Raw genomic sequence first — 13,494 nt, 5'->3', positions numbered from 1 at the left:
TACTATGAGCATGCAACCTCCAATGGTGGAAGTGAAAAATCTGTGGGTCCGCTACGGTAAATACGAAGCCGTCAAAGGGATCTCATTTACGATTCCCAAAGGCGAAGTCTTCGGTTTCATCGGCCCCAACGGCGCCGGGAAATCATCTACGATCAAAGTTCTGGCAACGCTGCAACGGGAGTATGAATGCGACGCAGTCAAAATCAACGGAGTTTCTGTGCATAAAGCACCGCATTTGATCCGCGAGATGATCGGCTACATGCCCGATTTCTTCGGCGTTTATGAAGATCTGACCGCCCGTGAATATCTGCACTTTTTCGCCGCCGCCTACCGCATTAATCGCAGCCGCCGCAAAGCAATTGTTGACGACGTTCTGGAATTGACCGATCTGACGGCGAAGATTGACTCGCCCGTTGACTCTCTGTCGCGCGGAATGAAACAACGGCTGGCCCTGGCACGCGTCCTGCTGCACGACCCGGATCTGTTGCTGCTGGATGAACCTGCCAGCGGTCTGGATCCCCGGGCACGAATTGAAGTACGCGAACTTCTGGTCGCCCTCAAAGAGATGGGAAAGACGATCATCATCTCCAGCCATATTCTGCACGAACTATCGCAGCTTTGTACCAGTATCGGCATTATTGAGGCAGGTCAGTTTGTCACCCAGGGATCTCTGGATCAGATTTATAAACGTCTCGAACTCAGCCGGATTGTTCACGTGCAGATCGTCGGTGAGATGAACGGAATCTGTCAGCAGATCGAACAATACGAAGGGGTTAAGTCAGTTTCCGTACAGGCGGACCGCCTGGCAATTCAACTGCAGGAAGACCAGATGGCCGTCGACGAGCTGCATGCCCGACTGGCTGCGACGGGGGCCCGGATCCGCATGTTCCAGGCGGAAGCCATGGATATGGAAACGGTATTCATGAAGTTGACGGAGGGCAAGACGGCATGAAATTCAGAGGAATCCAACTCGGGCTTCCGCTGCTCTCCAAAGAGCTGACAGAACTGGCCAACCGCCGTAGAACCTACATCATCCGCACCATTTATGCGCTGCTGTTCCTCGGTTTTGTCGGTTTTATTTATATCGATCTGATGTCGGGACTTCAAAATAACCCGATGGCCATTCTGGGGCGGGGACGTGATATCTTTGAGGCGATGGTCTATCTGCAGTTTACCGCCATCTACCTGTTCCTGCCGGCAATCTCCTGTAGCGTGATCACCCACGAAAAAGAGCGCAACAGCCTGGGGCTGTTACTGATTACCAGGCTGAGCCCCGGTACGATCATTCTTGAGAAATACCTGGGCCGATTAATTACGATGCTCACTTTCCTGACACTGGGGCTACCGATCCTGGCTTTTGCCTACGCCCTGGGAGGAGTGTCGCCGGCAATGTTTATCAGCGGGATCTGGTTTCTACTCATGACAATGCTGCAGGTCGCCGCTTTAGGCGTTCTCTGCTCCAGTTTCTTTCGCAGCACAGTCGGTGCCTTTATCGCGACGTATGTGTTCGGCTTTTTCATGCTGTTTGGACCGATTATCGTCTACGAACTGAACCTGTTTTATTACCGGGAACTGTTTCACGGTTTTTCACAGGTGCTGCAAAATATACCGGCTTTGAGTAATCTGCTGGGAAACTGGGGACGCTCGTCTGAATTGAACCTGTTCCTGTTCGGACCTTACCTTTTCCATCTGTGTTCCCGTACGACTGGTATCTCCGCGATCCTGGGCCCACTCATTATGAGTATTCCCATGCTGACTGTCACGCTGATGTTTCTGATCATGGCCCACTATTTTCTCGTGCGACGTGCGTTCCTGCTCCCACGAAATCTGCTGTTAAACATGTTCAAGAAGCTGGACTCGCAGTTCAGTAAAATTAATGACAATCGCGTGACACGGGGTATCGTGCTCGTGCAGGATGATGTGAAGCTGCCCGAGAATGATCCCATCGCCTGGCGGGAAACCTCCAAGAAATCACTGGGCACGTTTCGTTACCTGTTTCGTATCCTGGTTGCGCTGGAAGTCCCCATTCTGTTTTTGTGTATCTTGATTGCCACCGGGAGTCCGGAACCGGTGGTTCCCGGGGCAGCATTGTTGCTGTGGGGTGTCTGGATCCTGACGACTCTGCTGCTCGCGGTTTCAGCCACCAGCCTGATTGCAGGGGAGCGTTCTCACGAAACACTGGATGTGTTACTCACGGCGCCTCTTTCGGGGAGAGAAATTCTGAGACAGAAAATTGCCGGCGTCAGAAGGCTTTGTCTGGTGCTGTTGATTCCCCTGCTGACCATCGTGTTATTTGAAACCTGGTGGAAAATGGAGTATCACCTGGCCGGATATTCCTATTCGTCTTACCGTCACTCGAATTACTCGACACGCTGGTTCGCTTACTTTACTGGTTCGATGCTGACGATTTCGATCTACCTGCCGATGTTGATTTATCTTTTCTGCTGGATCGGGATGAAAATCAAATCCCAGACGAAAGCCATCCTGACGTCTCTGGGGGGCGTCATTCTCTGGTGTCTGTCCCCGTTCATCCTGGCGTTTCCCCTGATTGTATTAAATCCCTCAATGAATGAAGACTCCGTGATTTACGGCGTTCTACTGGGACCGGCTTCTTTCATTGTGGTGAATGAATTCGCAGAATTTCGTGAATTCGGGTCGATCTGGGCTCCTCTCATCCTGAATTCGTGCATCTATGGCTGCTTTTGTTTCTGGTTTCGCCACTTGTGTCTCGGGCACATTGATGAGAGACTGGGGCGGTTGGGGGACACGCCTGAACAGGATTATGTTCCTCCCTCACCCCCGAGTAATTCGAAACCAGTATTGAGTTCTCCCCTGGAAGGATAGAATGTGACGAGGATGTTCCGAACGTATCTGGACTACAAAATTATTAACCAGCTGCTGCTGCTCTTCATGCTGTTGATGTTGCCTTCCGCTGTTTATGCGATTGATGTCGAGGAGACCATCTGGGGATTCAATAACCAACCGGTTCGGGGAAAATTTGTCCCGCTCTCTCTGCGTTTAAGCAATAATACTCCCGAGGTCTTCGACGAAGCGGTTCAGCTGAATCGTCAGCAGTTTAATGGAACAAAAGTCGGCGCGCCACTGTATAAAAAAGTCTATCTGCCACCTTACAGTTCCCAGTGGGTCCAGTTCTATCCTTATATCGTCGATGGTCAGGATGAAGACTGGAGCCTGAACTGGGGCCCCGGCTTTGTACAATATCGCAGCGTCAAACGAACCGGAGGTACCACCACCACGACCGGGCCTCTGCGGATTATCATCGCCGGGAGCGATGGCCTCCTCCAGGGGGGAGCCAGCTTTAAGAAATACCCGGAAGACCTGTTTCCTCCGTTTGTGACCGCGACGGATTCATTGGATGAAGTCATTCTGGGGCATGTGCCGCGCTGGGATGTGGCCCGTCGAGTCTCGTTCATGGACTGGCTGGAGCAGGGGGGCATTCTGCATCTGCTTCCCAACCCCAGTGGTGAGAGTTTGAAATTTACATCGAACTTAGCCCCCCTGAATGCCCCCTTTGATCATTTTCGCGTCGGTGCGGGACTGGTGATACGCCACAATTCAAAGTTGAATCAACTGAAAGCAACGACTCTGGATGAACGAATCCAGGCCGTCCGCGACAGCGAGGCGAAGTCGTTGGGCATTTATGCTTCTGCTCCCCTGGCAAATGAATCCCAGTCCAGCGGAGAGAACTATGATCCTTACCAGTATGGGGACATCAACTCTGGATTTCTCTACCAGTTATCCGAACTGACCCGCCCGACTCATAACTGGGCGGTAATTTATATTATGACGTTATTCTATATACTTCTGATCTTTCCCGGCTGTTATCTGTTCCAGCATCGAAAAAATATGATGCGGTATCGCAATTCCCTCCTGTTTCTACTCTGTACCGTTAGCGTATTCAGCATCATCTTCTGGACCATCGGGAAACGCGGCTACGGAGAAAAAACCACAATTAACAGCGTGCTGCTGGCAAAACCACTCCCCGACAATCAGCTGGACCTGACCTGTTGGATGAACTGCTTCGTCACTGAGGGGGACGATTACCAGTTTACGGAAGACGGTGAAGGCGCCATTTTTTCAACAGCGCAAGTGATCGAACGGGTGCGTGGCGGGATTTTCAATGGCAACGACGGCAGGTTCGTCTCCGACATTCCTCCCTTTTCGAGCCGCCGGATGATATACCGAATCAAAGCCCCCTATACGTCCCCCCGGTTTTCTGTGCAGGATTATGAAATCGACATGGAAAACGGGAACGTGATTCTCAAACAGCTGACCCTCAAATCAGAAACGCCACTTCCACCCGGGCTGAATCACCGGCAACTCATCCTCGGAAAATACGTCTACGACCTGATTCCCTCTTCCGGTGAAAATCCGAGCGAATTATCGTTAGGCAAAAGCCGAGAGCTGCTTTCAGCCTGGAACAGACACCTCGATTCGGATTTGCTGTATGCTTCACGGCTCAGGACCGCAAATTCGGATGCAGATATTGAGCAGGTCTATGACGGTTTGCGTACACACTTGATATTAAAAGATCTCGGTCTGCTCAGTTCCGAAAAACTGCAACAGTACCAGGGTGACTCATCGCGCCTGCAGCTCTTTCTGTACGGTGAGATTCCGGAAACACTCAAAGTAAAAACCAACGTGCAGGGAACCCAGCAGGGACGTATTCTCTTCGCCTATAATCTCGCCTTACCCGAGAAAAAGAATTTAACCAATGATAAATGACCAACAGAATCATCCGCCTGTCATCAATATTGAGAATGTCTCGCATTCCTTCAAAGGGCATCGTGCGCTTCAGGGAATCAGTTTCCAGGTTCACCCACAATCCCTGCATGGATTCGTAGGACCAAATGGTGCCGGCAAGACGACGACACTCAAAATCATCTGCACGCTGCTGCAACCTCAGGCAGGCAAAGTCGCCGTATTTGGGCACGACGTGCGTACTGCCGTCAAGGAAATTCGAAAGCGAATCGGCTTCATGCCGGACCATTTCAGTACCTACCGACAGATGACTGTCTTCGAATATCTGGACTTCTTTGGGGCTGCTTATGGATTAAAGCAGGAACAGCGTGATCAGGTCATCAATGATGTGCTGACATTAACGGACATGGATGGCCGCCGAGATTCGCTGATCAGTGGACTGTCGCGGGGTATGCAGCAGCGGGTGAGTCTGGCACGGGTGCTGGTGAATGATCCCGACCTGCTATTGTTAGACGAACCGGCTTCCGGCCTGGATCCCCGTGCCCGGATTGAGTTAATGGAAATTCTCCAGGAACTGAAGCGGATGGGCAAAACGATTTTCATCAGTTCACATATTCTCAGTGAGCTCGCTGAGTTGTGCGACAGCGTAACCATTATCGACCGAGGGTTGATTAAATACAGCGGATCCATGGATGGTCTGCTGAATTATGAACAGGAACATCCCGTCTATAAGATCACCCTTGAATCGGAACCGGATGCAATCATCTCAGCTCTGGCGAATGAACCCGGTATCGTCAATGTCGAAAAGACACCCAAGCCACGGGAAATACGGGTGACCTTTGATATGACGATCCTCAATTCCAGTGCGCTGCTTTCTAAAATCATTGCACTCAATGGAGTCATTGATTCCTTCCAGCGAGACAAGAAGCACTTGAACCAGGCATTTCTCGATCTCACAGAGCAGGGGGTACGCTGATGTTTCAGGGAACCTTTGCACTGTTTCACCGTGCGTTGGCAGTCGACTTTCGTCTGATGCGCACACACCTGTTTCGCTTCCTGTTTGCGATCCTGATCCTGTTCTGCCTCTTCTCCGCCCAGATGAGCAGTTCCATGATGGGGGCGGCTGGTCTGGCTTTGTTCGGCCAGATCGTCTATCTGAATTTTGTGTTTATCCTGATTGCAGGCATCAGCTTCTTCGCAACAGCGATCACCGAAGAAAAAGAAGAAGAGACCATCGGGCTGCTATTGATGGCAGGGGTCAACCCGGTTTCGCTGTTGCTGGGAAAAATGCTGCCCCGCCTGATTGCCGCCCTGTTACTGCTCTCGATTCAGTTCCCGTTTACCTTACTCGCAATCACGCTCGGCGGCGTTATGTTCTCGCAGGTCCTTGCCGCCTATATCGCGCTGGCCGCCTTCCTGTTTCTGGTCGCTAACCTGGGGCTGCTTTGCTCTGTGATCAGCGCACGTTCGCGGACCGCTTCCACCCTGGTCTTTATCGGCCTGGTTACGTACTTTCTGGGTGTCCCTCTGTTTGAACTGTTGCGGACAGCGGCCATCAATGAAAACTGGATCTCGAGAAATTTCTTCCCCGTGAAAGTCGCGGGGATCATGCTCGAATGGATCTACGATTCCTCTGTGATCAAACAGGTTACGAACATCCTGTCGACCGGCTTCAACGAGACGGCCTGGGGATACCAGTTCTGGAGCAATTTGTTGTTGGGACTGTTCCTGTTTGGTCTGGCAAACTGGTTGTTCACCCGCTTTGCGTTGCTCGAACAGTCTTCTACTCCCGAACGCAGACTCGTCGCAAAAAAGAAACGCAGTATGTTTTCCCCGGGGCGCGCCTGGCCTCAGGCACTGATGTGGAAAGACTTCTTTTTTGTCCACGGCGGCTATGGCATGAGCCTGATCAAATTCATTGCCTACGGAATGGCTTTGTTCTCTCTCTGTACTTTTTTTGGTTACACCACGCGTAGCTATTCCATCCAGGAAATCGGGATGACGATGTTCTGGACCATGTTGATTGTCATTCTGATTGAAATCAGTCTGATCTCGGCGCGGATCTTCCATGTGGAAATCCAGTGGAAGACGCTGGTCTCCACGGCGATGCTCCCTGAGTCGATGGCGAAGATTGCTTACTCTAAAGTACTAGGATCACTACTGAGTATCCTGCCGGCCTTCTTCTATCTGTCATTGGGGGTGTTATTCAGTCTCAGGGAAATGCGTTACGATTCCGGCCTGGTCTTTGCCGAACCCGGGTTCTGGATGATGTGTACCGAGATCCTGTTTTTCTGGCATCTGACGGCTTTTCTGTCCACCTATATTAAATGGGGCGCATTGCCCCTTTCGTTCTTCATCATGTGGATGGGTAACACTTTTTTCTTCGTTTCAGTCAGTTTACTTTCCCTGGGAACAGGGGCGCCTGATATGGATGGACTTTCCGTCACGGTAACGTTTATGATGATGATTGGCATTGTTGCTTTTCATTATCTGATCAAAGAACGTTTGGTCCATCTGGCTTCACAATAAACTGTTCCTTTTACCTGCTGAAACAGAGGTTCTTATGCACTCACCCATCAGTCGTCGAAACATGCTGCAGACATCAGGCGCGCTGGCAGCAACTGCGCTCGGGCTTTCGGCGGCCCATGCTTCTTCCTCCAAAACACTTAAGGGAAATATCAATCAGTCAGTCGTTCACTGGTGCTTCAAGAAGTACTGGGACATCGACAAAACGGCCCAGGTCGCCAGTCAGCTGGGAATCAAAAGTGTAGAACTAACGCCGGCCGAGAACTGGAAGACACTCCAGAAACATGGTTTAACCTGCGCGATCGCATCCAGCCATGGATTCAAAGTCGGATTCAACAACCCGGATAACTGGGATCAATGTATTGAAATTCTGCGCAAGCGGATCGATGAATGTGCCGCGGGCGGCGTCAAAAATGTGATCACTTTCACCGGCATGCGGGACGGTATCAGCGATGATGAAGGAGCGAAGAACTGCGTTGCCGGCCTGAAAAAGATCATCGGTTACGCCGAGAAGAATAATGTGAATCTCTGCCTGGAAATGCTGAATTCACGCGACAGCAGTCATCCCATGAAAGGGCATCCCGGTTATCAGGGAGATCATACGGATTACTGCATCGACATTATCAAACAGGTCGGTTCAGACCGAATGAAGCTGCTGTTTGATATCTACCATGTCCAGATCATGGACGGGGACGTGATTCGTCGCCTGCACGAACATAAGGACTACATCGGACACGTGCACACAGCCGGGAATCCGGGGCGTGGCGAACTGGATATGAAACAGGAAATCAATTACCCGCCAATTATGCAGGCACTGCTCGATATTGGCTATCAGGGATTTGTCGGACAGGAATTCATTCCAACGCGCGATCCCTACGAGGGCCTGAAAGAAGCCGTCATTCTGTGTGACGTCTAAGCAGTTCAATTGCAGAAAACAAAAAACGGCTGGGAAGGAAATCATTTTTCTTCCCAGCCGTTTTACTTTGAATTACGGTGAATACCGTTCTCAGGCAGTCAGTTCCTGAATGACAAGGTCGCCCATTTCGCTGGTCGAAATGCTCTTACCACCGGCGGCAATATCAGCTGTACGATGTCCTGCAGCCACAACCCGGGCAACAGCTTCTTCGACGGCAGCCGCTTCCGTTTCCAGGTTGAGTGAATGTCGCAGCAGCATGGCAGTGGCCAGAATCGTCGCCAGCGGGTTCGCAATCCCTTTGCCGGCGATATCCGGTGCAGAACCATGAATCGGCTCGTACAGGCCGGGGCCATCGGAGCCCAGTGATGCAGAGGGGAGCAGTCCCAGCGAACCGGGCAGCATCGATCCTTCGTCAGTAAGGATGTCGCCAAACATGTTTCCTGTGACGACAACATCAAAATCAGAAGGTCGCGAGATCAGGTGCATGGCCATTGCATCGACGAGAACCACTTCGTACTCGATATCCGGAAACTCGTTTTTGATCACGTCGGCGGCAACCTGACGCCAGAGGCGAGAGACTTCCAGCACATTCGCTTTGTCGACGGAGGTCAGCTTGCCTCGCCGATTACGGGCCGATTCTGCAGCCAGGCGGACAATCCGGGCAATTTCTGATGTTGTGTACGTCATCATGCTGTAGGCTTTTTCGCCATCCGGAGATTCCATGCGGCCAGACTCACCAAAGTAAATGCCGCCGGTCAGTTCACGGAAAAAGAGAATGTCGGTGCCTTCGATGATTTCCCGTTTGAGTGGTGACGCATCGAGCAACTCACTGTAAGGCTTAATCGGACGCAGATTTGCAAACAGCCCCAGTTCCTTACGGATTTTCAGCAAACCAGCTTCGGGACGTGTTTTCGCGGTTGGATCGTCCCATTTAGGACCACCGACGGCTCCCAGAAGAATCGCCTGCGATGCCTGGCAGGTCTCCAGAGTCTGTGGAGGCAGCGGATCGCCGAAATCATCGATGGCATTGCCTCCCATCGGGCAGGAGGGAGTTTCGAACTGGTGGCCATATTTATCGGCAACCGTATCAATAACTCGCTTGGCCTGTGCAACAATTTCCGGCCCGATACCATCGCCGGGTAATAAGGTAATCCGAGCTTCCACGGTACTTTCCTCACTAGATCTTAAATTTTTCAGCAAACGATTGATAAATCATACGGAAGAGTCAATTTAGCGACTGAACAGTGAAAACTCCAGTCGTGGCTCAGGCGATTTTTTATGGATCCCGGTCACGATGCAGTTTCAAGGATTGAAGGGGGCCAAAACTGAATGTACACCCCTTTGGTGATCGCTATGACTGTCATAATCGGACAGCTGGTATTATCCGAAACTGTTGAATTCCTATAGAAAATCAAGTGAAAAGAGCAAGTTACCGATAGAGAAAGATAAGAACCCGCTGTTTTTGCAGGGTGGGTCGTAATTTGATTTTCTTCGTCGATTCGCATTCACAGCCCCCAAGACTGGTCAGGAAGGTTTTTTGGAACGGGGCTTACGCTCAGGAGGAGCTAGCGAAATAGTAATCGATGTATGCTACAGGACAGGGACATCGCATGTTTCGCTCATCATTTTTTGCTGCCGGCTTGTTTGTACTGCTGACGGGTACGTCATTTCTGTTTGTGGACAAGATGGTCCTCTCACACAAAGTGACGGTGGAAGAAGAACCAGAGCCCGTTCGCGAACCTGAGTTCCGTGGATTTCTGGGGATGACCTCACTGAATGAGGATCAGCAGGAAGAACTGAATCCCCCCGACTGGGCTGCCTTCAGCCTGATGTCGATCGGCGCAGTCACCATGCTTTACGCAGTTGCATTGCCCAAAAAAAACAAATAATCTCCGACTGATCTCAGAGATATCAGATCAACAGCGATGACCATACCTGGTTCATCGCTGTTTTCGTTTCAGGATTCCAGACGCATGGTTGACCAGAGACTCGGGTCCTGGCCAAAGGGGAATTCCTGGTTGATCGTCATGAATTGCTCACCCAGTTCCGAATCGAAGATCTTATAGTAAAAACCAAGCTGGGGATAAGCGGCAGGATCGTAGCCGTTGAGCGTTTCCGCAGGCAGCCAGGCTTCCAGTTCATAGCCGTTGTTTTTGAGCTCCGACCAGAGTTTGATCTGAGAGAGGTCGGACTGAGGAGCGTCTGACTGGGCACGATTGATCGTCATCTGCGTGCAGAGCGGCTGTTTGCGGGTATTTCCACAGGCCTGGAACTGAAACAGGTGACAGTACCGGTTAGCCCGATGGATGTTTTTGGTATCGCGTGTGTCAATCCAGACCTGAAAGGTCTCTGCAGGCGTCGTGGGATGCTGTTTCGAATCCACTTTCAGACTGATTCCCAGTCCCTCATTATTCCAGGCCAGCTTCACCGTTCCCCATTTTGAGGCATCCTGCTGAAACGTCAGATCGGGCAGGGTGCAGGCAACGGGCAGCTTGAGCAGCCGTCCCTTCTGATGGGGAATCTTTTTTACTTCCTGCAGTATGATCGCGTGACGAAAGTAAAACGAATGTGGGATGATCGACATAAGCTTTCAGGTCCTGAACTTTTAATATTCTCAACAGCGATTAAAATCATATCAGTTGCCTGTCACCCCATCCAGCGTTGTCCCCGATCTTTCCCAGCTGTTTTTTTATTGAAACCAGCCGGGATTCAGAAAGCCGTCTATGCCCAGCCAGTCGATGCCAGCCATTCAGATTCATGGGGCTCGCTGCCATAATCTGAAAAATATCGACGTCTCTTTTCCACATCAGCAACTAACGGTGGTAACCGGAGTCAGTGGTAGTGGCAAAAGCAGCCTAGTGTTTGACACCCTGCACAGCGAAGGTCAGCGGCGCTTTCTGGAAAACCTCTCGCCGGCCACCCGTCAATTACTCAGCCAGATGACGCCTCCTGATGTGGACCAGATCACGGGACTGCCTCCCACGATCAGTATCGAACAGACTCCGCGCACCCAGTCGAAACGCAGCACACTGGCGACGCTGACCGAGGTCTACGATTTTTTTCGCATTCTCTATGCTCAATTAGGAATCGTGCATTGCACGCGTTGCGGGCAACCCTTGCACCAGCAGTCAGCCGAACAGATCGTTGATCTGATACTGGCACTGGAAGATCGGCAGAAGGTCATGATTCTGGCGCCAGTGGTCAGTGGTAAGAAGGGGCAGCACACTGCTCTGCTGGAAAAGATCGTCAAAGAGGGGTTTGTGCGCGCACGCATTGACGGCGAGATTCTGGATGTCACTCAGGCTCCCGCTCTCAACGAGCAGATGGACCACGATATTGAAATTGTGATCGACCGGATTATCGTCAAAGAGGGGATTGAGGCCCGTCTTAAGGAATCAGTCGATCTGGCTCTTAAGCATGGCAATGGCGCCTGTTATGTAACCCATCAGACACCGGAGGGCTGGTCTGACCGTTATCTGAGCACCCGCCTGGCCTGTGGGGCGTGTAATCTGAGTTTCCCGGATCCCGAACCCCGCACCTTCAGCTTTAACAGTCCCTATGGGGCCTGTCCCGTCTGTGATGGGCTGGGGGTGATTGAAGCAGACGATGATGAGCAAACGGTCTCCGTATGCCCTGACTGCCAGGGAGGGCGACTGAATATCTATCCCCGCTCCATTTTTCTACACCAGACCTCCATTGACCAGCTGATGCGAATGCCCCCCTCAGGCATCACCGACTGGCTGAGGGAGTGGGAGTCTCAGGAGCTCGAACAGTCCGGCGCCCGAAATCGGGAAATTGCCAGCCAGTTGGTGCCGCCGATTCGGAGTCGTCTACAGTATCTGGAGGAAATCGGCCTGGGTTATCTACAGATGGCCCGGCCTGTCCAAACGCTTTCGGGGGGAGAACTGCAACGGGCGCGACTGGCGGCCTGTCTCGGGAGTGAGACAACCGGCGCCTGTTATATTCTCGACGAGCCGACTGCCGGTTTGCATGCAAAAGAGACGGAAAAACTCCTGACCATTCTGAATCGCCTTAAGCAGAATGGTAACACCGTGATTGTGGTGGAGCATGATCTGGACCTGATCAAAGCCGGTGATCTGATTCTCGACCTGGGGCCGGGAGCAGGGGAGGCGGGAGGCGAAGTCGTCGCCGCGGGGTCTTACGAGGAAGTGGTCCGGAATGAAGAATCATTTACCGCCCGGGCACTCCGCCACGCAGCTCACTTTCCAGACACGCTGACAAGTCCCCCGTCAGACGCGAAAATCAGCCTGACCGGGGCCCGGCTGCATAATCTGAAAAACGTCACACTCGAACTTCCCCTCGGTCAACTCGTCTGTGTCACCGGCGTCAGTGGATGTGGGAAAAGTACGCTGATCATGGAAACCCTGGTGCCGGCTCTGAAGGCGGAATTACGAAAGCAGCAGGTTCAGAACAAAGCATACGATTCCCTGGAAGGAGTCTCACACCTGGAACAGGTGAAGACCATTGATCAGACTCCCATTGGCCGCAGCGGCCGTTCTAATCCGGCGACGTTTTGTGGAATCTGGGATGAAGTCCGCAAATTGTATGCGCGCACAAAGACAGCGCGATTGCGGGGATACACGGCGAGCCGGTTCAGCTTCAATTCAAAACAGGGACGCTGCTCTGCCTGTCAGGGACAAGGGTACCGACGTGTTGATCTGCAGTTCCTGCCTTCCCTGTATCTGCCCTGTGAGTTGTGTGACACGCGGCGTTTTAACCGGCAGACACTGGCCGTCAAGTATCGTGACAAAAGTGTGAGCGATCTGCTCGACATGTCCATAGTGGAGGCGGCACAGTTCCTGGAGGCGATTCCCAAGGTCAGCGATGTGCTCCATGTTCTGGTTGAACTGGGACTGGGCTATCTGGCACTGGGACAGCCGGCCAATATGCTTTCCGGCGGTGAAGCTCAGCGATTGAAACTGGCGAAAGAACTCATCACCCGCACGCCAGGACAAACGCTGTTTGTACTCGATGAACCGACACGCGGGCTGCACGTGCATGACATTGACCAATTAATGCAGGTATTACGACGACTGGTTGGAGCAGGTCATTCGGTCCTGTTTGTCGAACATCAGGCACAGGCAATCATCCAGGCTGACTGGATGATTGAACTGGGACCGACGGGAGGCGAAGCCGGTGGTTACCTGCTCGATGCCGGCACTCCCCGGGATGTGGCCTGGCGAAAAGCAGGGGCGACCGGTGAAATGCTGTCTGAACTTCTGTTGCGATAAACGGGTTCGAACTGTTTTAAAAAAAGAGCCTGTAACGATCCTGAAATCATTGGGTTGGGAAACTATAATCCTTTCCCG

At 52.0% G+C, this 13,494-nt stretch carries 10 protein-coding genes; 8 read left to right on the top strand and 2 right to left on the bottom strand.

Annotated features, from left to right (window positions below):
• The first annotated feature begins 4 nt into the window (after positions 1–4).
• The 6 genes from FYZ48_RS11560 to FYZ48_RS11535 are packed head-to-tail and all read left to right on the top strand — an operon-like array spanning position 5 to position 8,164.
• Positions 5–952, top strand: coding sequence for an ABC transporter ATP-binding protein (locus FYZ48_RS11560; protein WP_149340470.1), 948 nt, complete (start codon positions 5–7; stop codon positions 950–952).
• Positions 949–2,844 (top strand): ABC transporter permease, encoded by a 1,896-nt coding sequence (locus tag FYZ48_RS11555; protein WP_149340468.1) that lies wholly within the window; start codon positions 949–951, stop codon positions 2,842–2,844. The genes FYZ48_RS11560 and FYZ48_RS11555 overlap by 4 nt, the downstream gene beginning before the upstream one ends.
• Positions 2,845–2,856: 12 nt before the next feature.
• Entirely contained in the window at positions 2,857–4,746 is a 1,890-nt protein-coding gene (locus FYZ48_RS11550) for a hypothetical protein (RefSeq protein ID WP_149340465.1), read from the top strand.
• Positions 4,736–5,698, top strand: coding sequence for an ABC transporter ATP-binding protein (locus tag FYZ48_RS11545; protein WP_149340463.1), 963 nt, complete (start codon positions 4,736–4,738; stop codon positions 5,696–5,698). Before FYZ48_RS11550 ends, FYZ48_RS11545 begins: the two co-directional genes overlap by 11 nt.
• Positions 5,698–7,251, top strand: coding sequence for an ABC transporter permease (locus FYZ48_RS11540; RefSeq protein WP_149340460.1), 1,554 nt, complete (start codon positions 5,698–5,700; stop codon positions 7,249–7,251). Before FYZ48_RS11545 ends, FYZ48_RS11540 begins: the two co-directional genes overlap by 1 nt.
• Positions 7,252–7,285: 34 nt before the next feature.
• Entirely contained in the window at positions 7,286–8,164 is an 879-nt protein-coding gene (locus FYZ48_RS11535; protein ID WP_145439958.1) for a hydroxypyruvate isomerase family protein, read from the top strand.
• Positions 8,165–8,254: 90 nt separating this feature from the next.
• On the opposite strand, the gene leuB is transcribed toward FYZ48_RS11535, so the two are convergent.
• The gene (leuB, locus tag FYZ48_RS11530) at positions 8,255–9,328 is read right to left on the bottom strand and encodes a 3-isopropylmalate dehydrogenase (RefSeq protein WP_145041252.1); all 1,074 of its coding nucleotides are present in this window, start codon (positions 9,326–9,328) and stop codon (positions 8,255–8,257) included.
• 446 nt (positions 9,329–9,774) lie between these two features.
• On the opposite strand from leuB, the gene FYZ48_RS11525 reads away from it, so the two are divergent.
• A complete protein-coding gene (locus tag FYZ48_RS11525) occupies positions 9,775–10,053 on the top strand; it encodes a hypothetical protein (protein ID WP_145185291.1) in 279 nt (92 codons plus the stop codon).
• Positions 10,054–10,121: 68 nt separating this feature from the next.
• Here the strand turns inward: FYZ48_RS11525 and FYZ48_RS11520 are convergent, their stop codons facing one another.
• On the bottom strand, positions 10,122–10,748 hold the full coding sequence (locus FYZ48_RS11520) for a hypothetical protein (RefSeq protein ID WP_145041248.1): 627 nt from the start codon (positions 10,746–10,748) through the stop codon (positions 10,122–10,124).
• A gap of 139 nt (positions 10,749–10,887) precedes the next feature.
• Here FYZ48_RS11520 and FYZ48_RS11515 point away from each other — a divergent pair, with 139 nt between their 5' ends.
• Positions 10,888–13,416 carry an excinuclease ABC subunit UvrA gene (locus tag FYZ48_RS11515; RefSeq protein WP_149340458.1) on the top strand — a complete coding sequence of 843 codons (2,529 nt, stop codon included), beginning with the start codon at positions 10,888–10,890 and terminating at the stop codon, positions 13,414–13,416.
• Positions 13,417–13,494: the final 78 nt, after the last annotated feature.

The organism is Gimesia chilikensis (assembly GCF_008329715.1).
Classification (GTDB): Bacteria; Planctomycetota; Planctomycetia; order Planctomycetales; family Planctomycetaceae; genus Gimesia; species Gimesia chilikensis.
Note: the sequence above shows the minus strand (reverse complement) of the source record. Positions and strands in the feature narration are given on the sequence as shown.

What these genes read in the sequence shown, in the direction of transcription:
- FYZ48_RS11560 (WP_149340470.1), top strand. Translation starts at nt 5, where the DNA reads ATGAGCATGCAACCTCCAATGGTGGAAGTGAAAAATCTGTGGGTCCGC.
- FYZ48_RS11555 (WP_149340468.1), top strand. Translation starts at nt 949, where the DNA reads ATGAAATTCAGAGGAATCCAACTCGGGCTTCCGCTGCTCTCCAAAGAG.
- FYZ48_RS11550 (WP_149340465.1), top strand. Translation starts at nt 2,857, where the DNA reads ATGTTCCGAACGTATCTGGACTACAAAATTATTAACCAGCTGCTGCTG.
- FYZ48_RS11545 (WP_149340463.1), top strand. Translation starts at nt 4,736, where the DNA reads ATGATAAATGACCAACAGAATCATCCGCCTGTCATCAATATTGAGAAT.
- FYZ48_RS11540 (WP_149340460.1), top strand. Translation starts at nt 5,698, where the DNA reads ATGTTTCAGGGAACCTTTGCACTGTTTCACCGTGCGTTGGCAGTCGAC.
- FYZ48_RS11535 (WP_145439958.1), top strand. Translation starts at nt 7,286, where the DNA reads ATGCACTCACCCATCAGTCGTCGAAACATGCTGCAGACATCAGGCGCG.
- FYZ48_RS11525 (WP_145185291.1), top strand. Translation starts at nt 9,775, where the DNA reads ATGTTTCGCTCATCATTTTTTGCTGCCGGCTTGTTTGTACTGCTGACG.
- FYZ48_RS11520 (WP_145041248.1), bottom strand. Translation starts at nt 10,748, where the DNA reads ATGTCGATCATCCCACATTCGTTTTACTTTCGTCACGCGATCATACTG.
- FYZ48_RS11515 (WP_149340458.1), top strand. Translation starts at nt 10,888, where the DNA reads ATGCCCAGCCAGTCGATGCCAGCCATTCAGATTCATGGGGCTCGCTGC.